The organism is Dactylosporangium siamense (genome assembly GCF_016862795.1).
Taxonomy (GTDB): Bacteria; Actinomycetota; Actinomycetes; order Mycobacteriales; family Micromonosporaceae; genus Dactylosporangium; species Dactylosporangium siamense.
On the sequence record NZ_BONQ01000172.1, the window covers coordinates 13358 to 39134 of the forward strand.

Sequence of the window (25777 nt, forward strand, 5' to 3'; positions counted from 1 at the left end):
CGGCACCTACTCGAACCGCACCCGCTCCGGGACGGTGACCCGGCTCAGGATCGGCATCGTCCCGACGATGACCGCGAGAGACACCAGCAGCCCGGCGGCAAGGGTGAGGTAGTACGTGCCCCCGGGCAGGTGCACGATCTTCGCCGCCCCCGGCGGTGCGGCGGCGAACTCCGTCGGCACCGCCACCGCCAGCCCCGTGACGATCGCGACCGCCACGGCCGCGAGCAGCGGCACCAGCGACTCGATGAGCACCACGCGGCGCAGTGTCGTCACGGCCGCGCCGCTCACGCGCAACAGCGTGAACGGGCGTTTCCGCTCGACCACCCCGCCGCCCACCGCGATGGCCAGGCTCGTGCCGGCGACCAGCAGGGTGGTCGCGACCACCAGCAGGACCACGGTGCCGACCTCGGTGTAGATCGCGGCGCGTTCCTGTGCCACCTCGCCGAACGTCCTGGGCCCGTTGCCCATGCTGCTCGCCAGTTCCGGGTGCGACACGGCGAGGAACGTGCGCACGCGTTCCAGCTCGTCGGTGTCGTCGAAGCTGACGAGGAGCGCGTTCGCGCTGAGCCGGTCGAGGTCGACCGCGACCGGCGCGTTCCGCTCGGTGACGATCGGCAGCACCTTGTTCAACGCCGCCAGGTTGTCGGTGAACACCATGCCGCCGCCGTCGTTCACCTGTACCGCGGCCACGCCGGGCGCGCATCGACCGAGCGGAACGACGTACGCGAGCCGCGCGCAGCTGACCAGGTCGGGCTTCGGCTCCGGCGCGGCGGGCGGACCGCCGGGCGGACCGTTCACCTCGTCGGCCCGGTTGGCCGGATTGTCGTACAGCGGCAGCACGTGGACGCCGGCGGAACGCTCCAGCTCGCCGACCAGGCGGACCGTCGCGTCGGGGCTCAACCCGTGCGGTGAAAGGTCGCCGCGCAGCAGGACCCGCAGGACGGGATCGAGCGCACGGTCGGTCTCGGTGTGCTGGGCCGCGAGCGCCGCGGGCAGGACCGCGCCGACGAGCGTACCCACGAAGACGGCGAGCACGAGACCGCTGACGGAACGGAACGCCGTCCTCGGGTCGTCCGCCATCCACCGGGCGGCCAGCAGCGACGCCGGTCCGGTCACGTACCGGCCGAGCAGCCGCGACGCCCGCATGGTCAGCCAGGTGCCGCCGATGACCAGCCCGAGCATGATGAGGATCAGGCCGAAGACGGCGAACGTGTCGCCCGGCGGGTCCATCCCCACGGCCGAGACCGGAACGATGTAGATCGCCAGGCCGACCAGCAGCGGCACGACCCGCCAGGCCCGCGGCGGTGGCGGGGTGACCCGGCGGGACACCCCGAGCGGGGTGATCGACACCCGGCGCAGCGACAGCACCGCGGCGGCGGCCGCGGCGAGCGGCACACCGACGAGGACGGCGGCGTAGCCGAGCGCGGTCGGTGTGACGTATCCGGGGAAGAACCGGTCCCCGGTGATGGTGACCCGGGCGGCGAACGGCCGCACCAGCAGCCAGATTCCCGCTCCGAGCACGGTCCCGAGCAGCGCGCCGAGCAGCGAGTCGACGGATGCGATGACGCCGATCTGCCGGGGCGTCGCCCCGACCAGCCGCATCGCCGCATACCGCTCCTCGCGCCGGGCCGCGGCGAGCCGGGTCGCGTTGCCGATCAGGACCAGCATCGGCAGCAGCAGCGAGACTGCGCCGAGGCCGAAGCCGAACCGGTAGATGCTGGTGTCGCCGCGGCGCTGCGGGGTCAGTCGCACTTCGGTGATCCGCGTGGTGCCGGCCACGGCGGCCAGCGTCGCCGGCTCGTATCCGACGACGATCGCGAGGTCGTCGGGCCCGGACAGGCCGGGCGCCCCGATGAGCCCCGCGCGCGTGCCGGGGAACCGGTCGCCCAGCCGGTCGTGCGGCGTCGCGGCGATGAGCCGGGCCAGGGCGGGCGACAGATAGTATTCGCCGGCGTTCGGCAGCCGGGTCAGCCCGGGCACGAGGGGCGCGTGCGACCCGAGTGCCGCGACGTCGAGCCGTTCGATGACGTGGCCCCGGAAATGGTCCTCGGCGTAGTGCCACAGCGCGGCGTCGTCCTGCGGCGCCGCCGACACGGGCTGCGTCAGGTCCTCGATCGGCGGCGGGACACTGTCGGACCCCGGCAGGCCGGTGCACGGCCAGCAGGCACGGGCCACCGTCTGCTCGTATCCGTGATAGATCGCGAGGACGCTGAGCAGCAGTGCGACACCGACCGCGACGGCGGCGGCGGTGACCGCGATCCGGGCGGCAGCCTCGCGACCGCCGCGCCGGAACAGGTGGACGCCGACGCGGACCGCGACGCCCATCACCGCGCCGCCGCCCGGAAGTCGCTGACCAGGCCGTCGCGGACGACGACCTCCCGGTCCGCGTAGGCCGCGACCCGCGCATCGTGCGTCACGATGATCACGGTGGCGCCTTCCTCCCGCGCGACGTCGACCAGCAGATCCATCACCTGCTCACCGGTGAGCGTGTCGAGGGAGCCGGTCGGCTCGTCCGCGAAGATCACCTTTGGCCGGACGGCGAGCGCCCGGGCGAGCGCGACGCGCTGGGCCTGACCGCCGGACAGCTCGCCCGTGCGCCGGTGCTCCAGCTCGCTCAGGCCGAGCCGCGGGAACCAGTTCGCGGCCTGCGCGTATGCCTCGCCGCGCCGGACGCCGCCGAGCAGCAACGGCAGGGCGACGTTGTCCAGCGCGTCGAGCTCCGGCACCAACTGGCCGAACTGGAACACGAAGCCGAACGCGGTGCGCCGCAGCGCCGTGCGCCCCGCCTCGCTGAGCCGGTCGACGCGGTTGCCGTCGAACCACACCTCGCCCTCGTCGGGCGGGAAGATCCCGGCCAGGCAGTGCAGGAGGGTCGACTTGCCGGAGCCGCTCGGCCCCATCACCGCGAGGATCTCGCCGTCTCGGACCTCGAGGTCGGCACCGCGCAGGGCGTCGGTCGTGCCGAACGCCTTCCGCACGCCGCGGGCCGCCAGCAGCACGCTCATCGGACGACCTCCGCCCGCAGGTCGTTCAACCGGGCCATGGTCACTTCCATCCACCGCAGGTCGGCTTCCAGGTGGAACAGGCCGAAGTCGGCGAGCAGCGACCGGCGCAGCGGCCCCGCCTTGCGCATCGCGGTCAGCTCGCGCATCCGGTCGAGGTGCGCCGTCCGCTGCGCGTCGAGGTACGCAGAGGCCGGCCGGTCGGACAGCAACGCCAGCACCACCTTGACGTACAGGACGGCCTGCAGGTGCGGCTCGGGCTGCTCAGGTGCGGCGAGCCACTGCTCGAGCCGGGTCACCCCATCCGACGTGATCACGTATCGCCGGCGCTCCGGGCCGCCGCCGGGCGCCGAATCGTGCATCACGATCTGACCGTCGCGCTCCAGCCTGGACAGCGTGCCGTACACCTGGCCGAACGAGAGCGGCTTCCCGATGCCGAACAGCGTGTCGTACTCGTGCTTCAGCTCGTACCCGTGGCTGGGCTGCGGCTCCAGCAGACCCAGCAAGGTCGTTGAGACGTTCATGAACCCCACTATTCCCTCGACGCATACTCGCAGAGAATAGTTCGCAGCCCTGGTCTCTCTCAGGGTTTTCCACTACGGCCAGCGTCGAATTCAGGCGAACGCACCGTCACGGCCGGCGAACGGCAACACAGGCGCCGGCCGAAGGACCCGTCAGCCGAAGCGGCCGCGCACGTAGTCGGCGGTGCGTGGGTCGCGGGGGGAGCCGAACATCGCCGGGGTGGGGCCGAACTCAACGACGCCGCCGGGCTGGTTCTCCTCGGCGAGGAAGAACACGGCCTGCTGCGAGACGCGGGCCGCCTGCTGCATGTTGTGGGTGACGATCACGATCGTGACGTCCTCGACCAGCTCGGCGATGGTCTCCTCGATCACGCGCGTCGACGTGGGGTCGAGAGCCGAGCACGGCTCGTCCATCAGCAGGACCTTGGGTCGGATCGCCAGCGACCGGGCGATGCACAACCGCTGCTGCTGGCCGCCGGACAGCGCGCCACCGGGCTGGCGCAGGCGGTCCCGGACCTCCCGCCACAGCCCCGCCCGCACCAGGCACTCCTCGACGATGTCGTCCTTGACGGAGCGGCTGACCCGCTGGCCGGTCAGCTTGAGTCCGGCGACCACGTTGTCGTAGATGGACATGGCCGGAAACGGGTTGGGCTTCTGGAAGACCATGCCGATCTGCTTGCGCGCCTCGGTCAGCCGCCAGCCCGGGCCGTAGATGTCCTCGCCGTTGAGCAGCACCTCGCCGCCCATCGAGGCCGATGGGATCATCTCGTGCATCCGGTTGAGGATGCGCAGGAACGTGGACTTCCCGCAGCCGGACGGGCCGATGAGCGCGGTCACCTCGCCGGCGCGCATGTGCAGCGACACCCGGTCGAGCACCATCCGGGTGCCGAACCACGCGGTCACCTCGACCGCCTGCAGGCCCCACACCTCCCGGTGGCCGTGGTACGAGTCGGGCACGAAGACGTCCTGCGCGGTGGTGTCCATCGTTTGTCCTTGCTGTCGGCAAAGGCTGTCGGAGAAAGCTGTCAGAGGAAGTTGTCAGAGGAAGCCGTCAGAGCAGGTTGGGCAGGAGGCGCACGACGTGCTCGGCTACCAGGAGCCCGAAGACCGAGATCAGCGGCGCGAACACGATCCAGGTGCGCGCCGCGCCCCAGCGGCGCCGTGACCACGTCGCCCCGGCCGCGGCGGCGAGCAGACCCTGCAGGCCCAGGACCAGGACCCACATCGTGTTGATGGACGCGTCGACGGCCAGCGCCGTCTCGGACACGTCGATGGAGCCGGCCGGCAGCGCCCGCGGCGGGTTGGGGTACGCGGTGGAGACCAGTTCGGCGTCGACCCGCAGCACCCCGGTAGGCAGGAACGGCGTGCCCGCGGCCGTGACGAGCGTCAGCCGGCCCGATCCAGGCTCGACCGGCGGGGGGACGGCGTCGCCGGCCCGGCGGCTGCCGGTGACCCGGTAGGTCGACTCGCCCTGACCGGTCAGCACGGTGATGCGGTCCTCGGGCATGAGCCGGTCCAGGCGGCCGAAGGGCCCGCCGTATGCGGCGGCCCGGCCCTGGATGATGGCGGTGCCGGCCTGTCCGGGCAGGGCCGTGTCGCGCTGGTGCCCGGGGCCGGACATGAGGACGCCGCCCGTGGTGCCCTCGAACACCACCTCGTCCAGGCCGATGGCCGGGATTCGCAGCACCGCGACGGGCGTGCCGAGCGGCAGCAGTTTGCCGCCGCTGAGCTGGCCGACGGGCGCCGTGGCGCGGGCCAGGTCGACCCGCAACGCGTCCAGGCCCGCCTTCTGGGCCGAGCGGTGCACCGCCCAGCTGATGCCGGTGACGTTCAGCGTCAGGCCGAGCAGGATCGCGGCGACGGTGATCAGGGCCGGGCTGACGAAGTACCGCCAGGCGGCCGGCGGCACGGCACTGGCCACGACGACGGGCGTGTGGATCGGCTCGAACTCCGGCGGTTCCTGGCGTACCGGCAACAGGGCGGTCACTGCGTTGCCTCCTGGCGTTGAGGAACCGATGTGGTGTTGAAGGAACCGATGTGGTGCTGAGGAAACGGTGTGGTGTTGAAGGAACCGATGTGGTGCAGAGGAACCAATGTGGTGCTGAGGAACCGGTGCCGGAGCGACGAAACGCCTCCGGCACCGTTTGGTGCGTTGGTTTCCGTCAGGCGACGACGCGGATGGTCACCGGGGCGGACGTCCCCGGGCGGACGTTCGCGTCACCGGAGTAGACGGCGGTCAGGATGTGGTTGCCGGCCGGGTTCAGACCGCGGACGAGCGCGACGCCGACACCGGCGACGAGCGTCGCGGTGGCGACCACGGTCGAGCCGTCCTTGATCTGGACGGTTCCGGTCGGGGTCGTGCCGGAGGCCGTCACCTGGACGAGCGCGACGAGCGGCTTGTTCACCTTGACGGTGGTCGGGAAGGCGACGAAGCCGGTGTTGGAGGTGGCGCGGCCGTCCCAGCGCCACTGCAGGTTGTCGTAGAAGGTGTCGGCCGGCCAGGAGGCGGGCTTCGGGGCGCGGGTCGAGGCCGAGATGTCGACCGGCGTCACGTAGGAGCTGATGATCGCGAGGTTGGCGTCGAGGCAGGCGCCGACGATGCTGAACGCGCCGGTGGCGATGACGGTGCCCACCGGCCGCGCGGCGTCCTCCGGGGAGAGCTCGAAGTCCGAGGTGCCGGCCGGAAGGATCGTGCTGACCAGGAGCTGGGTGTTGCCGCCGGTGAAGGAGCCGGCCTGCACCGGGATGGCCCGGTCGGCGCCGAGCTCGATGGTGTCGGTGAGCAGCGCGCCGGACTCGGCCGCGGTGGCCTCGCTGCCCTGCGCGGTGAGGGCGTTGATGTAGTAGCTGGAGCCTGCGGGGCAGGAGGCGACCGGCGCGGCGAGCGTGACGGTGTCGGCGGGGTTGCCGTCGCCGAACTGCCAGCTGCCGGCCAGCGGCTTCACGCTCACGGTGCTCGCGGTGGTCGCCGCGGATGCCGGAGCGCTCAGCACGCTCACGAGCAGTGACGACGCGACGGCCGCCGTCAGTAACGCCCGCTTGGACAGGTTCACAGGGGTTGTTCCTTTCTGCCTGGCCGCACGGCGGCGGCCGGAGGGTGGTGTGGGGAATTGCGCGACCGCCGGCTCAGGGCGACGAGCCCCGCGCCGACGACGATCAAGGTGGCGGCCACGCCGAGGATCAGCGCGATCGGCTGGCCCGTCCGGGGAAGGTCGCCGGTGGAACCTTCAGGGGGCGGCGACGGGCTCGTGCTGGGCACGGAGACGGTGACCGTCACGGCGCCCTCGTCGGCGGACGCGGCGGCGGCGACCCCGACGCCGAGCAACGCGGCGAGGAACACCAGGACGATGGCGATGCCTGCACGGCGGTTCACAGCGTCTCCTCCACTCGTTCGGCGGCCGCGGTGGCGTCCGCCGCTGTCACGTGTGCGGCGTTCGCGCGGCCGGTGGCGGCGCGGCGCTCCTCCAGCCGGGCCTGCTCGACGGCCTCGGTCAGCGCGCGGGCCGTGTTGCGCCGGCGCCGGCGCAGCTCGACGATCGCCAGCCAGACGGCGGCGGTGAGCAGGAGCAGCGTCAGCAGCAGGCTCCAGGGCACGGCGAAGAGGTCGGCGCTGCGCTGGCCGGTGCCGAGCGTGGCCGCCGACAGGGACTCGGTGTACTTGTCGCCCTTCACGGCGGTGGGCGCGACGACGACCTTCGCGTTGAGCGGGCCGAAGGGGGCGACGCCCTCGACCGTGACGGTGTAGCTCAGCGACTGGCCGGGCAGGAGCTCGGCGACGCCCGGCGGCTGGGCACCCGCGAGCCGCCCCCCGGTCGCGCCGGTGACGTCGACGACCTGACCGGCCGCGAGCCTGATGTTGCCGGTGTTGCGGACCGTGTACGCGACGGTGACAGCGCCACCGGAGAACGGGTTCCACGAGTCGTGGTAGGCGGCGTCGAGTTTGGTGACGGCCAGCGACGGCACCAGTTTGCCGCGCACCCGTAGGTAGATCCGGGTGCCGATGCGGTTCTCCACGACGACCTGGCCGCCGCCCTGGGTCAGGGTGGCGACGATGCCGCCGACGTGGTCGCCGGGGGTGCCGTTGGCCGGGATGGTCAGGGTGAACGGGACGTTCAGGGTCGCCTTCGCCGGGATCGTGACGTCCCGCTGGGCCAGGGCGATCCACGCGCCGACGTCATTGGGCTTCTTGTCGGCCGCGAGCAGGTCGAAGCCGCCGGTCGGGGTGTTGACCGCGTCGCTGGCGTAGACCTTCAGCGTCACCGGGCCGGAGCTGAAGTTGGTGACCGCCACGGTGTCCTTCAGGACCTGACCTGGGTCGCCCTCGTAGGCGAACGCCGAGCGCCCGTCCGGCCCGCCCTGCGCGCCGGCGGGCGCGATCGACCAGGTGACCGACGCCTTCGGCGCGGACCCGGCGGGTGCGCCGGGGGTCGGGGTGGGCGCGGCGACGGCGGGCGCGGTCGCGAGCAGCGTCGCGACGGCGGCGGCGCAGGCGACGGCCGTCCGCGGCCCGCGGGATTGCCTCATGACAGCTTCACGTCCGTTCCGGGTCTGTGCTGGTCCGCGATGGTCGGTGCCGGGTCCGTCGCTCGCGTTCGCTTTCGGCCGAGCGACCGGGAGGGCGGCTGGCCGCCGCCCTCCCGGCTGTCGCGCGTGGTCAGATCACGGTGATCGTGACGGTGGCGCTGTAGGTGTCGGCCGCGGTCGTGGCCGGGAACGCGAGGTCCAGGTCAGCGCCGAGCTTCGCGGTGCCGACGCCGCTGCCCTCGGGGGCAGCGGCGAGCAGCGCGCCGCCGGTCAGACCGGGGCTCGTGCCCGGTGTCACGACCTGGCCGGCCGTGACGCCCTGACCGCTGGTCTGGTCGAGGATCAGCGGCTTCCAGCCGAGCGCGGTGCCGGCGAACGTGTTGGCCGGGGTGCCGCCGACGAAGTTGTCGGAGACCTTGCCGTTCACGTCCCAGCCCGGCTTGTCACCTGCGCGGGTGTCGGTGACGGTGACCAGGTTGACGCCGTCCTTGCCGGTGACCCAGTTGTCACCCTCGCGGACGGCCTCGGGCAGCGAGACCGCTCCCGTCTGGTCGACGGTGAGCGTCAGCGCCTGCGTGCCACTGGTCGGCACGGTGGTCTGCAGGGTGACGGCGCCGGACGTACCGCCGCCACCGCCCTCCTGCGTGATCGAGTAGGAGATGGTCCCGGTCGAGCCGTTGTAGGCCTCGGCGTCGTCCGGCGTGAAGACGGCCCGCACCGAGTGCGTGCCGACCGTGAGGGTGTTCGTGGCGAACGAGGCCGAGCCCGCGGTGACCGCCTCGGTGCCGAGGGAGGTCGCGCCGTCGAAGAACTCGATCTCGCCCGCCGCCGTCGACGGGGTGACGGTCGCGGTGAGGTTGACCGGGGCACCGACCGCCGCCGAACCGGCCGGGGACGCGGTCAGCGACACGCTGGTCGCCGCCGGGCCCTCGCCGCCGCCGCCGTCGAACGAGTAGTCCCACAGCAGCACGGCGTAGACGAGCCTCGGGTCCCAGGTGGCGGGCTTCGGCTCGCGCTTGCGGGCGGTGAGCGTCACCGTGGCGATGTCCGTCTGGGCCACGATCACGCCGTCGCCGTTGAAGCACAGGCCCACGACGCTGTAGTCGCCGGTGGCGATCAGCGCGCCGGTCTCCTTCGCCGCGTCGGCCGCGTTGAGCTCGACATCGCTGGTGCCCGCCGGCAGGATCGGCCTGGTCAGCTCGGACGCGCTGCCGCTCTGGAACCTGGCCTCGTGCTGGCCGACGGTCAGCACGGGGTCCGCAGGGTCCCGGAAGATCGCACCGTCGGAGATCAGCCCGGCGCCCTCGCCCGTGAGCTCGCTGCCCTGCTCGGTCAGCATGTCCTGGTAGAACTCGGCCCCGGCCGGGCAGGTGCCGGCCGGCGGCGTGATCTGCAAGGTGCCGGTGGGATCACCGTCGCCGTGGTTGAACTGGCCGGTCGCCGGCGTGATGGTGAGCGCGCCGGTGCTCGGGGCTGCCATCGCCGGGGTAGCGAGGACACCGGTGAGCACAACCGCACCCACCGACGCCGCGACAAGGCGATGGGAAAGCTTCACGATATGGATCTCCTTCCACTGCTGGGCCGCCGGACAGGGCGGCCGGCACAAACGGACGGACCGCGAACTTCGTGTGCGGGCGCGCGGCCCCCGCGACCGGGCGTGGGCACGACGAAGCGCGGCGGGCCGGGTGGCCGTGCGCACGGCACGGCCACCCGGGTCTCACCGGGAGTGCTTGGTGCGGATGACTTACCGCTTGCCCTTGAGGGTGGTGCTGCCGCAGTTCGCGGTGACCTTGAAGCCGTACTGCTTGATGGTCGTCGCCGACGCGCACACCTTCGAGCCGGTGCCGACGAACAGCTTCTCGAGGTGCTTGTCGAGGGCCGCGCCGGTGACCTTGGTGGTGCGGAACACGTTGTAGACCTCGCGGGTGTAGCCGCTGTTGGTCGTGGTCCACGTGGTGTTGATCTCCGCCGACAGGCCGGAGCCCGTGATCGGCGTGACGCTGTCGAGCACGCCCAGCTCGGCCGAGCCGCGACGGTCCGGCTGGCCGGTGACCGCGGTGTTGGTCTGGCCGATGTACTGCGCGATCGAGAACGGGATGATCTCGACGTAGTTGGTGGCGCCGACCACCGGGTCGGTCAGGACGGTGCCGTCGTGCTCCTGGACCGAAGCGCTGTTGCTGACCTTGGTGTCCCGCAGGCAGGTCGTGTTGACCCGGGAATCCGCGATGTTCAGCGCGGAGGTGCCGAGGAAGAACTTCCGGGTGCCCGAGTTGGCCTGCGGCACGTAGGGCTGGAACGTGTACGTGGTGCCGCCGATCGTGAACGTGCGCCACGCCGCGTCACAGTTGAAGATCGAGCGCAGGTCGGCCTTGCTCAGACCCGTCGGGTACTTCTGGTCGATCGGGCCGTTGGTCTTGAACGCGAAGTCCACGGCGTCCGTGCCGAACGGGATCCAGGTCAGATCCGTGTTCGACGTGTCGGACGGCTTGCTCGACGAACGCGCGAAGCTGAGCGCGTTGGCCGGCACCGAGCCGCCCGCGTCGAGGCCCAGCGAGAAACGCAGCGCGTTGATGCCCGCACCGGAGCCGTTCGGCCGGGCGAACGAGCCGGCGGCGCAGTTGGTCGTGATGTTCGCCGAGCCGGTCGCGTTCCACGACTCGAACTTGCGGTTGGCGGGCGTCGGCGTCGCCAGGCCCGAGTCCAGGGTGCCGGCGAGCTTCTGCACGACCTCCTGGGTCGTGTCCGACCCGGAGCCGCAGTAGCTGGCACCGGTGGGCGGCGGCGGGTCGGCGGCCGCGGGACCGGCGACCAGCGCGACGGCGACCAGCGAGGTCGCCATCGGGACCGCGGCGAGCGCCGCGATCGTCTTCTTGACGTTGAACACTGCGGTTTCCTCCTCGGGAACCGCCTACCGGACGTTCCGGTAGACTTCGGTCTTCCGGTCTGCCCCTCCCTCTCTGAGGGGCAGGCCGGTCGAACCACCGCCCGGTCGTGCCGGGCGGAGCTGCGGTAGCCGCCGTCGCGTGCGGCCCGATGTGCTGCCGGCTAGGGATCGATCGATCTCCGCCGGGGTCGGACGAATGGTGCGGCCACCGCCGACAGCAGACCGGCGGCGAGCCCCACGAGCAGCACCCATGGGGGCAGCACGCCCGGGTCGTCCGGGGTGCGTCCGGACTGGACGACGGCGACCGGCTCCGGCCCGCGGCTGGACCGCTGCGCGCTCGGGCCGGCCGAGGGGACGGAGCCGCGGTCCGGCACGGCCGCCGCGGTGGTGGCCGCCGCGGTGGTCGCGGGGGCGGTGGTGGTGTCGTCGTCGTCCGGCGCCTGCGTGTAGCCGGCGACGGCGCCCGACCTGATCTCCTTGGACGCGTTCCGGGCAGCCGCGCGCATCTCGACGGGCAGCGGCGCGTAGCCCGGCGGGAGCTGACCGAAGGCCAGGCCGCGGGTCTGCCCGGCGCCCGAGACGAAGTCGACGAAGTCGGCGATCTGGGTCCGGGCGGTCGGGTCGGCGGTGGTGTCGATGTCCTTCACGGCCACGGCCGCGTAGGTGACCATGGACAGCGGATAGGCGTTCGCGGTCTTCGCTGCCGGGTTGAGGACCTTGAACCGGCTGTCGTCGGTGCTGCCGGTCATCGCCTGCGCGCCCGCCTGCAGGCTGCTCTCGGTGGGGACCACGAAGTTGCCCGCCGCGTTGCGCAGGCCGGCGGTCTGCAGCCCGAACCGGGCGGCCTCAGCGGTCGACGTCACGCTGATCACGAAGCGGCGCAGGGCCGGCTGCGGCTTGTTCTTCTGCCAGCGCGCGACCGTCGGCAGGCCGGTGAGTGGGTCGCGGTTCTCCAGGTCGTCGGCCTTCATCCACCGTCCGCCGATGCCGCCGGGCCGGCCGTTGAGGGTGTTGCGGGCCGCGTCCTCGAGGTTCTCCATGTACGGCGCCCGGTCCACGACGCAGAGCGGCACGGCGTTGTTCTGCTGCTGCTCGGCGGTCAGCGCGGTGCACGTCGGGTCGGACTTCGGGAACGTCTCCAGCGGCAGCGTGAGGTTCCGGTACGCGGGGTTGACCACCGCGCCCCACGGGTCGGGCTTGCCGTCCAGGAAGTCCCGCGCCTCCTTGTCGGCGTTCAGCCATGTCCACACCGCGGCGGTGGCGTCGGAGTTCTCCAGGCTCACCAGCGCGGAGGCTCCCTCCGGCTCGTAGCCCGGCGACGTCAGCCACTTGGCCTCGGGGTTGACCGCCAGGAACTCCGGGTCCGCGAAGAGGTTCCGCGGGTTCGCGGCCAGGTAGGCCGGCATCGTTTCGACGTCGGCCGGGTCGGGCGGCGGGATCGCCCGCTGGTAGGACTCGGTCAGGAGCTTCGCGGCGAGCCGGGGCGTGAGGTTCATCCGCGGCAACCGGCTGCCGTTGGTGTCCAGTTCGGCCTGCGGCGTGCTGCCGGTCGCGACGGTCCGCTCGATGTGGAAGCCGAACACCACCCCGGACAGGGCGACCGGTGCGTAGGCGATCGGATGGTCCGGGTCGCGCACCAGCGGCCGGTTGACCAGCGCGGCGCGGCTGCTGGTGGGGATCTCGCTGGTGATCGAGCTGCGGGCGGTGGACTCCGGCATCGTGTTCAGCACGTACGGCACCCGGCCGCTCGAGCACAGGGTGGGCGCCCAGTTGGTGAAGGCGACCCGGGCGAGCTCGCTGCCGATGATCCGCCGCTGCGCCGTCCCGAGCGCGCAGTCCTCGCGGACCGGCCGGAAGTCCAGCCGGAAGGCGATCCGGTGCTGCCAGTTGGACAGGCTGAGCGGCGAGGACGTGACGTGCGAGATGAACCCGTCACCGACCTCCGCGCCGGTGCGGTACCCGTCGTCCTTCACGCCCCGCGGCACCACCACGAGCCAGCACGCACGCCCCGGCGCGTCGCTCGCGGTGCTGACCGGCGCGCCGCAGCCCAGCGAGGGCGACTCCAGCAGGGTCTGCATCTCGATCGTCGCCTCGCCGGACCCGTCCACCCGGGTCAGGTTGTAGGTCAGCTCGTTGGTGTCGGCGAAGCCGTACACCCCGCCGCCGGCCTGGTCGATCGGCTGGTTGAACGGCGCGAGGACGCCCTTGTTGCCCGCGGCGACGTTCGGCCAGTTGCTGGCGACCGGGAAGAACGGCACGGAGCCGCCGAGGCTGCTGTTGACGTTGCGGTCGTAGCCGAGCGGTTTGCCGTCCTTGCCGAGTGCCGTGCGCTCCTGTGCGTCGCCGCGCAGGACCGTGCGGCTGCGGACGTAGTTCACGCCACCGAGGCCGCCGGGGTCGTTGTCCGGGTAGTTGTTGTTGTAGGCGCCGTACTGGCAGGTCTCCCGGGCCGGGGCCGGCGTGGCCGCGGGCGCGGAAGTGTCGTCGCCCCAGCACTGCATGACCTGCAGATAGTTCGCCTTGAACGGCAGGGTCGGATCGCCCGGCGGCATCCCCTTCCAGCTGACGGTGACCGCCTGGTTGGTCAGGCCCTTCGTCTGCGCCACCGTGACCTTCAGCGCGGGGAACGCGCTGTCCCCGCTGAGTGTCACGGCGGAGTCGGTCATCGGCGTCCCGGTGTATTCGACCTTGCCGATGCTCGGGTCGTCGGCCGCGCCCGCGACCGCGATGTATCCGACCTCGGCCAGCAGGGTGGCCACCAGTCCCGCGACGACCCCGGCGGTCGCCCGTCGGCGCCATGACATGCCTTGCGCGCCTCGCGTGCCGTGCGTGATCCACAGGTGCAGGTTCATTGCCGCCTCCGCAGCATCCACGAGACGATGCCCGGGCCCAGCACCAGCGCGAGGGTGATGAGACCGGCGATGAGCATCAACGTCTGGCTGCCGCTCCAGCCGGTGCCGCTGGGCATGGCGATCGGCACCGCCGCCACGTTCGGGTCGCCGCCGCCGCGGCCGTTGCCGGCGCCGACGTACTGGTCGGTGAGTGGGTCATAGCTCAGCGATGGTGCCGGTCCGGCGCTCGCGCCGCCCGAGGGGTTGGCGGTTCCGGTCCCGGCGCCGGAGTTGTTGGCGGCGGCCGCGGCCTGATTCACCGGGGTGTCCTGGTTCTGTTTGCCGCCGGTGCCCTTCGTGCACTGCGCCGGGCCCTTCTTGTCGCAGGCCTGAGGCTGCGGCGCGATGTCGGCGAGCCGGTTGTGCCCGTCCGCGGTGAAGGTCGGGTTGTTGCAGCTCTCCAGCGGCGGCCTACCGCCCTTCGGCGCGCCGGGGATCTTCTCGATCTGCTTGAAGCTCGCCTCGACGAGGTTCCTCGGCAGCGGCGAATACCCGAGGTCGGGCGCCTGCTGCTGGCCCTCGCACTCGAAGTAGGTGCTGAACGCGGCGAGTGTCGCGCCCTTGGCCTCGGAGAAGTTTCCGCTGACGACCGTGGGCAGGATGAAGTACGAGTACGACGACATGGGGTACACCCGCGGGTCGGTGTACGTGTACACGTTGCGCAGGTTCTGCGTGAGGTACACCGCCGGGTCGGGGTTGCTCTCGATCTCCGCCTTCTGCAGCGCGACCGCGACGTTCAGCGGCGTCGGCTCGACGTAGTAGCCGGCCGCGTTGAGCATCTTGACGACCGGGAAGCTCGCGTTCTTGGCGTAGGAGTACTGGACGTAGCCGATGGCGCCCTCGGAATAGGTCTGCGCCACGTGGCTGGCCACGCCGAGGTCGCCCGACTTGGAGATGGCGCCGCTGAAGCTCGGCCAGAACGAGGCGGCGCCGTTGCCGCAGCCACGCGAGGAGCAGAAGGAGCTCCAGATCTGCGGGTACGCCGCCTGCATCCACAGGCTGAACTGCGCGCTGCTGCCCGATCCGTCGGAGCGGATGACCGGCACGACCTTGACGGCCGGCATGGTGAGGCCGGGGTTGTCGGCCTTGATCGCCGCGTCGTCCCAGCGGGTGATGCCCCCGGTGAAGATCTTCGCGAGGACCTCGCCGGAGAGCCGCAGGTTCGTCACCTGCCGGCCGGCGATCTTCAGGTTGTACATGAAGCTGGTGCCGCCGGCGACGATCGGCATGTAGGCGTAGCTGCCCGGTGCCGGGTTCTCCGGCGAGCTGCCGTCGGTGGGCCGTTGCTGGAACGGGATGTCGGACGCCGCGAAGTCGACGGTCTTCTGCAGGAACCGCTGCCGGCCGTCGGAGGAGCCGCCGGCGCTGTAGTCCACGCGGATGCTGTTCTGGTGCACGGCGCTGATCCACTGGTTGATCGCGTTGGCGGCCCAGGTGGAGCCGGCCCCGTTGATCGGCACGTAGTTCGGCGCGTAGACCGCCATCGCCGGCGCGGGCAGTCCGAGGGCGATCAGCAGGCTGCTCATCGCGAGCAGTGCGCGACGCCAGGGCGACAGCTTCATGGCAGGTCTCCAAGGTGTACCGATTGCTGGTCGGGTTGCTGGTCACGGCCGGGCGCCGGGCCGGGCAGCCCGTACCGGCCGCCGCGGCGCATGCGTTCCTCGTCGCGCGCCGACTGGCGGGCGAGGCGCCGGGCCTGCCTGGCGGTGACCCGGCCGGGCGCGCGGCCGGCGAAGATCCGCGCCAGCACGAACAGCGCCAGGACGATGGCCATCAGCAGCGCCGCGGCGCCGAAACCCCGCTGGATGTAGGCCGGCTGACCGGATCGCACGAGCATGAACGTCAGCAGTGGGAGCGAGACCTGGTTGCCGTCGATCGGGTTGGCGTTGAGGTAGGTGGTGTAGCCGGCGGTGAGCAGCACCGGGCTCGTCTCGCCGATGCCCCTGGCGGCGCCGAGGATGACGCTGGTGACCAGCCCGGAGCGTGCGGTCGGCAGCACGACGTACCAGACGGTGCGCCAGCGCGGGGCACCCAGCGCCTCGGCCGCTTCCCGCAGGCCGCCGGGGACCAGCCGCAGCACCACGTCCGCGGCCCGGATGACGATCGGCAGCATCATCACGCTCAACGCGGTCGCCGCGGCGAACCCGGACTGCGGAAACCCGAGGATCAGGATCAGCGTCGCGTAGATGAACAGACCGGCGACGATCGAGGGCAGCGCGGTCATCGCCTCGACGATCGTGCGCACCAGCGTGGAGCCGCGCCCGCCGACCTGGGTGAGGTACACGGCGCAGGCCAGGCCGAGCGGGATGGTGATGAGCAACGAGATCGTCATCATCTCGAGGGTGCCGACCACGGCGTGCAGCACGCCGCCCTTGGACAGCGGGTCCAGCGGGCCCGCGGTGGTGAGGTCCTCGGTGAAGAAGTTCAGGTGCCACATCGCGGGGAGGCCGCGCCAGATCGTGAAGCCGACGACGTGGAAGAGCCCGAGGAACAGCGCCGCCGCCGCGCTCCACAGCACCGTGGTCCAGATCCGGTCCCGCACCGTCGGGCCGTCCGCGGACAGCGCGGTCAGCAGCGCGTAGGCCGCGAGGAAGACCACGTAGGCCACGACGACGAACCCGATGAGGCCGCTGAACGGGGCGAGCCAGGCGAAGAGCAGGATCGTCACGCACAGGCCGGTCGAGGCGGCCCCCAGCAGGTTGAACAGCTCGTCGCGGTGGACGCCGCCGAGCTGCCGGCGCGGCGGGACCGGCCCGAGCTCGCGCGGCAGGACGGTGCCGCCGCCCGTGGCCGGCCGCACGGACGGCACCACGTCGATCTGGGTGGACACCTTCGGGCGGACGGCGACCGGCTCGCGCTCGTGCTCCCCGAACTGGTGCTTCGTCTCGATCGCCATGTCACACCTCGCTCTGCGCGCCGGAGCGCGACCGGTTGGCGATGGTGGAGGCGGTGAAGTTCACGACCAGCGTGATGACGAACAGGGCCAGCCCGGCCGCCATCAGCGCGGACAGGCCGAACCCGGAGGCGTCGCCGTAGCGCAGCGCGATGAGGCTGGAGACCGAGTTCGTGCCGACCCGCAGGATGTGCCACTGGATCTCGAAGACCTGCGAGATCACCATGTACACCGCGATCGTCTCGCCCAGTGCCCGGCCCAGGCCGAGCATGGTGCCGCCGATCATGCCGCCCCGGCCGAAGGGCAGCACGACGGAGCTGATCATGCCCCAGCGGGTCGCTCCCAGCGCGTAGGCGCCCTCCCGCTCCCCCGCCGGCGCCTGGCTGAACGCCTCGCGCATCACCGAGCACTGGATCGGGGCGACCATCAGGGCGACCGTCAGGCCCGCGACGAAGGCACTCGCCGTGAAGACACTGGCGCTGGCGAGCGGGTCGGTCGGGTCCGCGCCCTCCACCCGGAAGATCGGGATCCAGCCGAACCAGGTCGCCAGCCAGCGGGCCAGTCCGATGACGCTGCCCTCGAGGAACACCAGGCCCCACAGGCCGTACACCACGCTCGGCACGGCCGCCATCAGGTCGACCAGGCTGACCAACCACTGCCGCAGCCAGGTGGGGGCGATCTCCGAGATGAACAGGGCGGTGCCGGTGGCGAGCGGCACCGACACGCTCACGGCCACCAGCGCGATCAGGACCGTCCCGGTGAGCACCGCGGCGATGCCGAACCGGTGCACGTCAGGTTGCCATTCCGCGGTGGTCAGGAAGTCGAGACCGACGGCACGCAGCGCCTCGGTGGCCCGCAGCGCGAGGAACAGCCCGATCGCACCCATGATCGAGAAGACGAGCAGGCCGGTGAGCCGCGACCCACCACGGAAGATCCGGTCGGCGAGGGCTGACGAGGCGCGGATGACCCGCGGACGGGGGTCGACGGGCGCGTCGGTGCCCTGCGCCGCGGGCTCCGGCGCGATGTTGGTCGCGTGCACGTTACCGGTACCCCCCGGCTTCGACAACGGCGAACGACGGCGCCGGACGCGCGGCGCTCCGGCCATGCGTCTGACAGCCGCCGTCCACCTCGACCGGCGGGGAGATCACGATCGGCATCGTCGGGAACTGCATGATGGATCCCTCCCTCGGTCGCTGAAAGGTGCGAATCGCTCATCTCGAGGTCGTGCGGGCATGCGGCGGCCTTGGGCACCGTCGCGTGGATGGTCGGGTCGGAGGAAGCGCCTGGCGGTCACTCCGCTGTCGGGCGCCAGAAGCGACCCCGACGGCCGAGCGTCTCGTCGATCACCGCCGAGGTGGCGCTCTCCATGAAGCGCTGGACCGCGGCCTCGCAGGTGATCCGCAGCTCGTAGCCGTGGGAGGCTACGGCCAGCACGCCGAACTCAGCGTCAACGATTGACCAACGCCATCGGCGAGTCGCATCGCGAGCCACCGCTACGGAGCCGGCGGATGCGCGGTCGCGGACGTTCTGCACGGCCTCGGCCGCCGCCTGCACACCGGCAAAACTCCCCGGCGAAACGCCGAGAATCCGGTTGTTGAGGCCAACCAACCGCCAGATCACCTGGCCGCCACGCGTCCGATGGAATTGGTATCGCACTAATCAGCTCGCACCTCCGTGGTAGTCGCACGCCAATGTCGAATGCACGTGCGCTGCTCTCGCGAACGCCTCGATGCTGCTTCACTACGGCGTATCGGCGAAACGCGGTTCGGGTGAACAGGGCGGTAATGCGAATGCTCCGCCCGGTAAAACCGATGATCTTGATGTCGCCACAGATTCACTAAAGAAGCCATTGACCTGCACATACGTCAGACCAAACCAGGACCCGGCCCCCGAATCGCATCGAGCCGCCGCCCGGATAGCCCGGCAGTCGCGTCGATCGGCCAACTTCGGGGCTGCCGAGTGAATTATCGCTGATCGATTGGCACAGCCATTTACAGTTGGTAAGCTGCCCTGCCCACACCCCTTGCGGGGGGCCACCTTCGCCGGCATGGATCGCTCCGGCTCGATCAGTTTGCATTGATGAGTATCGACTATATGCTCGGCGAAGGGATGCACATCGAATTTCAACGAAAAGGCGCCGAGTGGGTCGCGCCCATTATCATGCGCTCGCCCAATTCGTCCAACCCGTCCGCGACTTTTGCGGCCAGCACACAATTGTGCCCGCGCGCGTGCGCCCTCCGCGGGGCCCGGTTCGAGCTCCCACGCCAGTTTGGTTCGGCCTCCCGCACTACCCTGCGGCGACGAGGCTCTTGCGGTCCTGGTGCAGGGGTAAGATCATCGGCGACGCGGAGATACCTGCGCTTGTCCAGGGAGAGCACGACGTGGCCGAGCCGGCAAAGGATGGCGAGCAGGAAGGCCCGGTCCCGCAGCACTGGCGGGCGACGCTGACAGCGATCGTCGAATCGTTGGTGCGCCGGGATGACGTCCTCGCCGCCGGCGTGGATCCGGTCGATCCGGTGTCGCCCGACGCAACGGCTGCGTGCCTCGATGCCGTTGATGCCTATGGTGCGGTGACCCTGCTGCCCTTGCCCGACGAGACCTGGAAGACGTCCGTCGCGATGTGGCACGGCGATCACTGGAACTGCCTGGTAGACCTCTGGACGGCCGAGGAAGGCCGGAGCGACCTGGTGCTGGACGTGGACGTTTTCGAGCACGAAGGCGGGTATCGCTTCCGGGTCCACTTGGTCTACGTCCCGTGACCCACGCTGCGCCTACTCCCTCGTGGCCACCTGACGAGGGCGGGCCGGGTCGGGACCGGTCGGCGCCACGGGCTGGGTCAGGTGCTGTTCGAGGGCGTCGATGGCCGCCCGCAGTGACGCGAGCTGCGCCGTGACGGAAGCGCCGGCCGGCTCCTGCGGCGGCGTGCTGCGCCGCTCCTCCTGATGGGCGTCCTGCAGGGCGTTGAGCACGACACCGACGAGGAGGTTGGTCAGCAGGAAGCAGGCGGCGACCATGTAGGAGACGTAATACAGCACGGCCCATTCGGTGATCTGGCGGCCGGCCTGCAGGGTGTCGGTGATGCCGTCCAGGGACAGCAGCAGGAACAGGCTCAGCATCGCCTGCCCGACGGTGCCGTACCGGTCGGGGTTGGCGTCGCCGAACATCATCCAGCCGAGCATGGCGTAGGCGTACAGCAGCAGCACGGTGACGAGCAGGAAGCTGCCCAGCCCGGGCAGGCTGCGCCGGATGCCGACGAGGATGACGCGCAGGCTCGGGAAGAGCCGGAACGTCCGCACGATCCGGGCGAGCCGCAGCATCCGCAGCACGGTCACGTTCTCGCGCACCCCGGGCAGCAGCGGCGAGAGCAGGATGAACAGGTCGAAGAGATTCCAGCCGTCGCGGAAGAAGACCCGCGGCGCCGGCAACTGGGCACCGAACCGCACGAGCAGCTCGGCGGCGAAGCACACCACGCAGCCGTACTCCACGGCTCGCAGCACCCCGGCGGCGGCGCGGTGCGCGTCGTCGTAGGTCTCCAGGCCGAGCACGGCCGCGTTGATGACGATCACCGCGAAGGACGCGACGCTGAACCAGGGCGCGTCGATCAGGGCGCGGCAGGCAGCGGCGACCCGGGTCGCCGGCGACGCAGTGGTGTTCATGGACGGGCCGGTCTCCCCAGACGGTGATCGTCGAACCGGCCGTAGCCTACGACATGATCGATGCCGACCGTCAGCCGCGGACCCCGAACAGCAGCCGGGTCGGTCGGGTGCGCCGGACCCCGAACTCGTACACCACGAACATGATCGCGAACGAGGCGGCGACGATCACCACGTACTTGAGCGGCGCCGGAATCTGCCACTGCACCACCACGTAGGCCATCGCCACGACGATCGGCTGGTGCAGCACGTACAGCGGGAGCGCGGCGAGACCGAGGTAGGCGTACACCCCTGGGCTGTCCGAGGCAGGCGGCGCCGCCGGACGCGGCCGGTCGAGCAGGCCGAGGATCGCCACGAGCCAGCACCAGCCCGCCGTCGCGAACAGCACCCGCGCGACGGCCGCGGGCAGCGTCAGGTCCGTGAACGGATCGCCGCCGGCCGTGTCCAGCGCGACCCCGGCGGCCGCGAAGAGCGCGATCCCGGCGATCGCCGCCGGCACGGCGTCGCGGCGCATCGCCGCCCGGAACCGGTCGTCGGCGGCGAGAGCGAACCCGTAGAGGAAGAACACCAGGTACGCCCACCGGCTCCAACCCGCGAACGACTCCTCCATGCCGAGCAGCGCGCCGATCACCGCGAGCGGCAGCGCCGGCAGGAGCACCACGCCCCGCCGCGCCATCGCCCCGGCGGCGGCGTCGAGCACCCTCGCCATCCGGTCCGCCGGCAGCCACGCGACGAGCGGGGCGAGCACCAGCGAAAACGCCAGCAGCAGCACCACGAACCACAGGTGGCCGCTCTCGAAGTGCTCGCCGCGCACGACGAACGGCAGGTCCGTCAGGCTCAGGTGGACGTCGAAGAACCGCAGCAGGAACCGCGGATAGGACTCGTCGTAGCCGGGATCCGCGGCCTTCAGCCGAAGCCACGGCGGCAGCGGCAGGATGGTCAGCGTCGCGACCACCAGCGGCACACCGAGCCGCAGCAGCCGCTCGCGGGCGAAGCCGCCCGCGCCGCGGCTGCGGATCGAGTGCCACGAGCCGAGGCCGGCGATGAGGAACAGCGCGGGCATCGCCCAGACCACGCACAGCCCGGCGATCCAGGTGGTCGCCTCGGTCGTGGTCGCGTTCTTGACGTAGTAGTCGTCGCGGGTGTCGAAGACCAGCGCCGCGTGGAAGAACACCAGCCCGATGACCACGACCAGCCGGATGACGTCGAGCTCCGGCCGCCGCGCGGTCCTTGCCGTCCCGGCCTGCGGCTGCGGTACGGACTCCTGCGGTGCCGCCATATTGCCTCCCCGTGCGGTGCCGGCCAGCATCAGGATGCCAGCCGGCCGCACGGAGTCAACACCGCTGTCCGCGCGCTACCGCGGATGCACCGCGTAGGTCAGGTGCGTCGCCCGCGGAGACGGCTCCGAACGGACCGGCTTCAGCGCGACCCTCGCCGCGTCCACGCCCTCGAAGAGGCGGACCCCGGCGCCGAACAGCACCGGCGACACCGCGACCGAGAACTCGTCGATCAGGCCGGCGTTGAGGTACTGCAGGATCGTCTCGCCGCCGCCGGCGATGCGGACGTCGCGGTCGTCGGCGGCCTCGCGGGCCTGGTCGAGCGCGGCTTTGATGCCGTCGTTGACGAAGGTGAACGTCGTGCCGCCGGGGCGCTCCCACGGGTCACGCTTCTCGTGCGTCACCACGACGACCGGTGTGTGGAACGGCGCCTCCTCCGGCCACATCTGCTCGCCGGCGTCGAACATGCGCTTGCCCATGACGCTCGCGCCGGTGCGTTCGAACGTCTCCCGCAGGATGTCGTTGTCGCGGCCTTCCTCGCCGCCCTCGCCGAACTTCAGGTTCTCCCGGAAGAACCGCTGCGGGAACACCCACGCCTGCAGTTCCATCCACTGCGGCCCCATCAGCTCCCCGAGGGAGTCGGGCGCGATGAACCCGTCCAACGACATCGACACACTGAAGAACACCTTGCCGGCCATCAGCCCTCCGCTCCGTTCCGGATGATCTCGGCGACGTACGCCGCCAGGTTGTTCAGGGTCTGCCGGCCGCCCTCGACCGCGTGATACTTCTCGACCGCCTCGTCGCGCAGCTCCCTGGTGGGGAACACCGTGCGCATGACGAGCCGGGTCGCCGCGCCGTCCGGCGCGAAGGTCAGCACCGACTCGAAGGCATTCGGGTCGTCGCGGTGCTCACCGTGCAGCAGCGCGATCCGCTCCGGCGGGGTGATCTCGGTCCAGGTGATCCACTCTGAATAGTCCGTCCCGTCCGGCCCGTGCATCACGAAGTCCCAGACCTCCCCGACGCGGAACCCGAAGGCCCGCGTCGTGGTGGTGAACCCCTCCGGGCCCCACCACTGCGACAGGTGCCGGACCTCGGTGAACGCCTCGAACACCAGCTCCCGTGGGGCGTCGATGACCCTGGAGACCACCACCTCCCGGTCCGCCCCCGCCTCCTGCTCAACCCCTGCCATGGGTCACTCCCCCTGCCGTGTCTGTTTGAGGTCCTGCACGTAGGTGTCGAGCCGGTCGAAACTCTCGTTCCAGAACTGCTCGAACCCGCCGATCCACTCGTGGATGGGCCGCAGCCCGCGGGCGTCCAGGCCGTAGAGGCGCTGCTTGCCCGCCCCGCGGACCCGCACCAGCCCCACCTCCCGGAGCACCCGCAGGTGCTTGGACGCCCCGGGCTGGGTCATCCCCAGCTCCTGGGCCAGGGCCGTCACCGGCCGCTCACCCGCCCGCAGCAGCGCCAGGATCTCCCGGCGCTGCGGCTCGGCGATCGCGTTGAACGCGTCGGACGTCGTCGCTGCTCGTGCCACGGCAGCCATCATATTCCGATAACGGTATGCGTCAAGCCGGTACCGCTACATTGCCCCGGCAGCGGCGCTGTTCAGCGACTGACCCCACGGGCCGACGGCCCCGATCGAGAGATACATAAAGGATTCATATAAATCGGCTATGCTTCTGGCATGAGTCGCCGAGACGCCGCGCACGGTGCTTCCGATGCCATCGGGTCAGCCCTCTACGGTCTGGCCACCAGGGCCGTGAGACGCCTCCCCCGCGACATGAGCCTGACGTCCGCCGCCACCCTGGCCACCCTGGACAAGACCGGCCCGCGACGGATCACCGATCTGGCGGTGGCCGAGGGCGTCACCCAGCCCGCGATGACCGTCCTGGTCCGGGTGATGGAGGAAGCCGGGCTGGTCGAGCGGAAGGGCGATCCGTCCGACAGGCGGGTCACGCTGGTGTGCCTGACCGAGGCCGGCGCGTCGTACGTCCGGACGCGACGCCAGGCGGGCATCGACGCGTACGCGCGGATGATCGACGAACTCACCGGTGACGAGGTCGAGGCCCTGGCAGCAGCCCTTCCGGCGCTGCTGCGTCTGGCCGAGCTCGAAAGCCACGCCCGAGAGGAGTCGGACCGGTGACCGCGCCCGTGAGCACCGCACCGATACGTTCCGAGGCACGTCTGCTGGTCCCCGCCCTGCTGTTCATCGCCCTGGTCGTGGCGGCGGTCGCCAGCCTCGGGACGCCGCTCATCACCAGCGTGGCGACCACGTTTCACGTCTCCCTCGACAGCGCGCAGTGGACGCTGACCATCGCCCTGCTCAGCGGCGCCGTCGCCACACCCGTCCTCGGCCGGCTCGGCGCCGGTCCGCACCGGCGGGCCACGATTCTCGCCACGCTGGCGATCGTCGTCGTCGGCAGCGCGCTCACCGTGCTGCCGCTGCCGTTCGCCTGGCTGCTCGTGGGCAGAGCGGCCCAAGGCGTCGGACTCGGGCTCACGGCGCTGATGATGGGCGTGGCCCGCGACCATCTTCCCGAGGAGCGCAGCGCGGCCACAATCGCCCTGATCTCAGTGGTCTCCATCATCGGCGCCGGCGTCGGCTACCCGCTGGCCGCGCTGCTCGCCGAGCTCGGCGGACTGCGGGCCGCCTACGGCCTCGGCCTGCTCGTCACCGCCATCGCCTTCGTGACCGCGTGGCGCTCCATGCCCGCAGCTCCCGAAGGCCGCTCCGCTCACCTGAACGTGGCCGGAGCGCTCGTCCTGGCGGGTGGACTGTTCCTCGTCCTGTTCCTGGCCGGCGAGCGGAGCCTGTGGAGCCGACACCTCGCCGTGGCGGTGCCCCTTGCCGTCGCCGCCGTGCTCCTGCTCTGCGTCTGGACCGTTTCCGAACTGCGAACCGGGACGCCCCTGATCGACGTCCGGGCGGTGCGGCACCCGGCGGTCGCCGGAGCGAACATCGCCATGTTCGTCGGCGGGATCGGCATGTACCTCCTGCTCACGCTCATCACCCGCTACGCGCAGACACCGCACAGCGCCGGCTACGGCTTCGGACTGACCACCTTCGTGGCGGGGCTGGTCCTCATCCCGTTCTCCGTGCTGGGGTTCGTCGCCGGCAAGCTCACGCCGCGGGTCCGCCGACGGGTCGACGGCCCCCTGCTCCTGGCCGGCAGCGCCGCCATCGTCGGCGGCGGGTTCGTCCTGTTCGCCACCGCCCGGTCCAACCTGGCCGAACTGCTCGCGGCCATGAGCGTGCTGGGCTTCGGCGTCGGCAGCTTCTCGGCCGCCATGCCCGGCGTCATCCTGGCCGTCACCCCCAAGAGCGAGACGTCGAGCGCCATGAGCTTCAACTACGTCGTCCGCAGCGTCGGGTACTCCCTGGGCAGCGCCATCGGCGGTCTGGTCCTGGCCGCCGGCACCGCCACGGGCCACCTCTTCCCGGACGACGACGCCTACACGACCGCGGCGCTGGTCGGCGTCGCCGCGATGGCGATCACGACGATGGTCAGCCTCGCCCTCGCCCGCCGACGCTCACCCGGGACCGATCCGATCACAGCCCCGGGCCGGTCGAGTCGAACCGGAAACTGAGGATCGGAGCCGTCCGACCTTGACGCCGGCCCACGGCCGCGGCTCAGAGCCCGCGGCCGCCGTCGACGGCCTCGCGGATGATGTCGGCGTGGCCCGCGTGCCGCGCCGTCTCCTGGAGCAGGTGCAGCACCACCCCACGCAGGTTCTCGTCGACCAGGTCCGCCCGGGCGCATCGCGCGTCGAGGTCGCCGCCGGCGAGGATCTCCCGGGAGACCGCGATCTGCTCCAGGTAGTACGCCGCGACGCTCTCCACCGTGTCCTCATCGCTGAGCGCGAAGGTGGGGTCCCGCCCTTCGTCCGGCACCGCCGGCCACTCGTCCGGGAAGCTCCGCCCCGCGAAGATGATCTGAAACCACCTGCGCTCCCAGACGGCCGAGTGTTTCAGCAGGCTCAGCAACGACAGCGAGCTCACGGTCGCGGCCGTGCGCGCGTCCTTGTCGGACAGGCCCTCGACCTTGCGGATCAACGCATCCCGCGCCTGGTCGAGAAAGCCGCACAGCGCATCCCGCTCGGTCGCGGTCGAGAACATGTCGGTCGCCACGTC

General features: G+C 71.3%; 25 protein-coding genes. 3 read left to right on the forward strand and 22 right to left on the reverse strand.

What is annotated here, in order from left to right; translation table 11 throughout:
- Positions 1-6: 6 nt before the first annotated feature.
- The 16 genes from Dsi01nite_RS50990 to Dsi01nite_RS51060 form a co-directional block, all read right to left on the reverse strand.
- Positions 7-2325 carry an FtsX-like permease family protein gene (locus Dsi01nite_RS50990; RefSeq protein ID WP_203853750.1) on the reverse strand — a complete coding sequence of 773 codons (2319 nt, stop codon included), beginning with the start codon at positions 2323-2325 and terminating at the stop codon, positions 7-9.
- Complete coding sequence (locus tag Dsi01nite_RS50995) at positions 2325-3005, reverse strand: ABC transporter ATP-binding protein (RefSeq protein ID WP_203853751.1); 681 nt, start codon at positions 3003-3005, stop codon at positions 2325-2327. The genes Dsi01nite_RS50990 and Dsi01nite_RS50995 overlap by 1 nt, the downstream gene beginning before the upstream one ends.
- Entirely contained in the window at positions 3002-3526 is a 525-nt protein-coding gene (locus Dsi01nite_RS51000; RefSeq protein ID WP_203853752.1) for a PadR family transcriptional regulator, read from the reverse strand. Before Dsi01nite_RS51000 ends, Dsi01nite_RS50995 begins: the two co-directional genes overlap by 4 nt.
- 150 nt (positions 3527-3676) lie before the next feature.
- Positions 3677-4507, reverse strand: coding sequence for a phosphate ABC transporter ATP-binding protein (locus tag Dsi01nite_RS51005; protein ID WP_203853753.1), 831 nt, complete (start codon positions 4505-4507; stop codon positions 3677-3679).
- 67 nt (positions 4508-4574) lie between these two features.
- A complete protein-coding gene (locus Dsi01nite_RS51010) occupies positions 4575-5510 on the reverse strand; it encodes a sortase (protein WP_203853754.1) in 936 nt (311 codons plus the stop codon).
- A 175-nt stretch (positions 5511-5685) separates the two neighbouring features.
- Complete coding sequence (locus Dsi01nite_RS51015) at positions 5686-6576, reverse strand: Ig-like domain-containing protein (RefSeq protein WP_203853755.1); 891 nt, start codon at positions 6574-6576, stop codon at positions 5686-5688.
- Positions 6573-6896, reverse strand: coding sequence for an LPXTG cell wall anchor domain-containing protein (locus Dsi01nite_RS51020; RefSeq protein WP_203853756.1), 324 nt, complete (start codon positions 6894-6896; stop codon positions 6573-6575). The genes Dsi01nite_RS51015 and Dsi01nite_RS51020 overlap by 4 nt, the downstream gene beginning before the upstream one ends.
- The gene (locus Dsi01nite_RS51025; protein ID WP_203853757.1) at positions 6893-8047 is read right to left on the reverse strand and encodes a CLIPPER-2 domain-containing protein; all 1155 of its coding nucleotides are present in this window, start codon (positions 8045-8047) and stop codon (positions 6893-6895) included. The genes Dsi01nite_RS51020 and Dsi01nite_RS51025 overlap by 4 nt, the downstream gene beginning before the upstream one ends.
- 130 nt (positions 8048-8177) lie before the next feature.
- On the reverse strand, positions 8178-9602 hold the full coding sequence (locus Dsi01nite_RS51030; RefSeq protein ID WP_203853758.1) for an Ig-like domain-containing protein: 1425 nt from the start codon (positions 9600-9602) through the stop codon (positions 8178-8180).
- A 189-nt stretch (positions 9603-9791) separates the two neighbouring features.
- On the reverse strand, positions 9792-10931 hold the full coding sequence (locus Dsi01nite_RS51035; RefSeq protein ID WP_203853759.1) for a hypothetical protein: 1140 nt from the start codon (positions 10929-10931) through the stop codon (positions 9792-9794).
- A 161-nt stretch (positions 10932-11092) separates the two neighbouring features.
- Positions 11093-13783: a hypothetical protein gene (locus tag Dsi01nite_RS51040; protein ID WP_203853760.1), complete on the reverse strand. Its 2691-nt coding sequence runs from the start codon at positions 13781-13783 to the stop codon at positions 11093-11095.
- Positions 13780-15384, reverse strand: coding sequence for a phosphate ABC transporter substrate-binding protein PstS (gene pstS / locus Dsi01nite_RS51045; protein ID WP_203853761.1), 1605 nt, complete (start codon positions 15382-15384; stop codon positions 13780-13782). The genes Dsi01nite_RS51040 and pstS overlap by 4 nt, the downstream gene beginning before the upstream one ends.
- Positions 15381-16718: a phosphate ABC transporter permease PstA gene (gene pstA / locus Dsi01nite_RS51050; RefSeq protein WP_203853762.1), complete on the reverse strand. Its 1338-nt coding sequence runs from the start codon at positions 16716-16718 to the stop codon at positions 15381-15383. Before pstA ends, pstS begins: the two co-directional genes overlap by 4 nt.
- A gap of 1 nt (position 16719) precedes the next feature.
- Entirely contained in the window at positions 16720-17754 is a 1035-nt protein-coding gene (gene pstC, locus Dsi01nite_RS51055) for a phosphate ABC transporter permease subunit PstC (protein ID WP_239137017.1), read from the reverse strand.
- Position 17755: 1 nt separating this feature from the next.
- Positions 17756-17887 (reverse strand): hypothetical protein, encoded by a 132-nt coding sequence (locus Dsi01nite_RS58600; RefSeq protein ID WP_275423497.1) that lies wholly within the window; start codon positions 17885-17887, stop codon positions 17756-17758.
- A gap of 118 nt (positions 17888-18005) precedes the next feature.
- Positions 18006-18335: a DUF1508 domain-containing protein gene (locus tag Dsi01nite_RS51060; RefSeq protein WP_203853764.1), complete on the reverse strand. Its 330-nt coding sequence runs from the start codon at positions 18333-18335 to the stop codon at positions 18006-18008.
- A gap of 761 nt (positions 18336-19096) precedes the next feature.
- On the opposite strand from Dsi01nite_RS51060, the gene Dsi01nite_RS51065 reads away from it, so the two are divergent.
- A complete protein-coding gene (locus Dsi01nite_RS51065; protein ID WP_203853765.1) occupies positions 19097-19474 on the forward strand; it encodes a DUF7668 domain-containing protein in 378 nt (125 codons plus the stop codon).
- A 12-nt stretch (positions 19475-19486) separates the two neighbouring features.
- Here Dsi01nite_RS51065 and Dsi01nite_RS51070 read toward each other — a convergent pair whose 3' ends face one another.
- The 5 genes from Dsi01nite_RS51070 to Dsi01nite_RS51090 form a co-directional block, all read right to left on the reverse strand.
- The gene (locus tag Dsi01nite_RS51070) at positions 19487-20371 is read right to left on the reverse strand and encodes an ion transporter (protein ID WP_203853766.1); all 885 of its coding nucleotides are present in this window, start codon (positions 20369-20371) and stop codon (positions 19487-19489) included.
- Between the two features lie 70 nt (positions 20372-20441).
- A complete protein-coding gene (locus tag Dsi01nite_RS51075) occupies positions 20442-21647 on the reverse strand; it encodes an acyltransferase family protein (protein WP_203853767.1) in 1206 nt (401 codons plus the stop codon).
- A 75-nt stretch (positions 21648-21722) separates the two neighbouring features.
- Complete coding sequence (locus tag Dsi01nite_RS51080; RefSeq protein ID WP_203853768.1) at positions 21723-22343, reverse strand: dihydrofolate reductase family protein; 621 nt, start codon at positions 22341-22343, stop codon at positions 21723-21725.
- Complete coding sequence (locus Dsi01nite_RS51085; protein ID WP_203853769.1) at positions 22343-22834, reverse strand: SRPBCC family protein; 492 nt, start codon at positions 22832-22834, stop codon at positions 22343-22345. Before Dsi01nite_RS51085 ends, Dsi01nite_RS51080 begins: the two co-directional genes overlap by 1 nt.
- Positions 22835-22837: 3 nt before the next feature.
- Positions 22838-23179: an ArsR/SmtB family transcription factor gene (locus Dsi01nite_RS51090; RefSeq protein WP_203853770.1), complete on the reverse strand. Its 342-nt coding sequence runs from the start codon at positions 23177-23179 to the stop codon at positions 22838-22840.
- Between the two features lie 150 nt (positions 23180-23329).
- Here Dsi01nite_RS51090 and Dsi01nite_RS51095 point away from each other — a divergent pair, with 150 nt between their 5' ends.
- Both Dsi01nite_RS51095 and Dsi01nite_RS51100 read left to right on the forward strand, forming a co-directional pair.
- The gene (locus Dsi01nite_RS51095) at positions 23330-23788 is read left to right on the forward strand and encodes a MarR family winged helix-turn-helix transcriptional regulator (RefSeq protein ID WP_239137019.1); all 459 of its coding nucleotides are present in this window, start codon (positions 23330-23332) and stop codon (positions 23786-23788) included.
- Complete coding sequence (locus Dsi01nite_RS51100) at positions 23785-25233, forward strand: MFS transporter (RefSeq protein WP_203853771.1); 1449 nt, start codon at positions 23785-23787, stop codon at positions 25231-25233. The genes Dsi01nite_RS51095 and Dsi01nite_RS51100 overlap by 4 nt, the downstream gene beginning before the upstream one ends.
- Before the next feature lie 43 nt (positions 25234-25276).
- Here Dsi01nite_RS51100 and Dsi01nite_RS51105 read toward each other — a convergent pair whose 3' ends face one another.
- Positions 25277-25774, reverse strand: coding sequence for a DinB family protein (locus Dsi01nite_RS51105; RefSeq protein WP_203853772.1), 498 nt, complete (start codon positions 25772-25774; stop codon positions 25277-25279).
- Between the last annotated feature and the right edge of the window lie 3 nt (positions 25775-25777).

Excerpts from the sequence above, each read along its gene's own strand:
- pstS (WP_203853761.1), bottom strand. The coding sequence starts at position 15,384 with ATGAAGCTGTCGCCCTGGCGTCGCGCACTGCTCGCGATGAGCAGCCTG.
- pstA (WP_203853762.1), bottom strand. The coding sequence starts at position 16,718 with ATGGCGATCGAGACGAAGCACCAGTTCGGGGAGCACGAGCGCGAGCCG.
- Dsi01nite_RS51085 (WP_203853769.1), bottom strand. The coding sequence starts at position 22,834 with ATGGCAGGGGTTGAGCAGGAGGCGGGGGCGGACCGGGAGGTGGTGGTC.
- Dsi01nite_RS51075 (WP_203853767.1), bottom strand. The coding sequence starts at position 21,647 with ATGGCGGCACCGCAGGAGTCCGTACCGCAGCCGCAGGCCGGGACGGCA.
- Dsi01nite_RS51070 (WP_203853766.1), bottom strand. The coding sequence starts at position 20,371 with ATGAACACCACTGCGTCGCCGGCGACCCGGGTCGCCGCTGCCTGCCGC.
- Dsi01nite_RS51040 (WP_203853760.1), bottom strand. The coding sequence starts at position 13,783 with ATGAACCTGCACCTGTGGATCACGCACGGCACGCGAGGCGCGCAAGGC.
- Dsi01nite_RS51000 (WP_203853752.1), bottom strand. The coding sequence starts at position 3,526 with ATGAACGTCTCAACGACCTTGCTGGGTCTGCTGGAGCCGCAGCCCAGC.
- Dsi01nite_RS51080 (WP_203853768.1), bottom strand. The coding sequence starts at position 22,343 with ATGGCCGGCAAGGTGTTCTTCAGTGTGTCGATGTCGTTGGACGGGTTC.
- Dsi01nite_RS51095 (WP_239137019.1), top strand. The coding sequence starts at position 23,330 with ATGAGTCGCCGAGACGCCGCGCACGGTGCTTCCGATGCCATCGGGTCA.
- Dsi01nite_RS58600 (WP_275423497.1), bottom strand. The coding sequence starts at position 17,887 with ATGCAGTTCCCGACGATGCCGATCGTGATCTCCCCGCCGGTCGAGGTG.
- Dsi01nite_RS50995 (WP_203853751.1), bottom strand. The coding sequence starts at position 3,005 with ATGAGCGTGCTGCTGGCGGCCCGCGGCGTGCGGAAGGCGTTCGGCACG.
- Dsi01nite_RS51005 (WP_203853753.1), bottom strand. The coding sequence starts at position 4,507 with ATGGACACCACCGCGCAGGACGTCTTCGTGCCCGACTCGTACCACGGC.
- Dsi01nite_RS50990 (WP_203853750.1), bottom strand. The coding sequence starts at position 2,325 with ATGGGCGTCGCGGTCCGCGTCGGCGTCCACCTGTTCCGGCGCGGCGGT.
- Dsi01nite_RS51025 (WP_203853757.1), bottom strand. The coding sequence starts at position 8,047 with ATGAGGCAATCCCGCGGGCCGCGGACGGCCGTCGCCTGCGCCGCCGCC.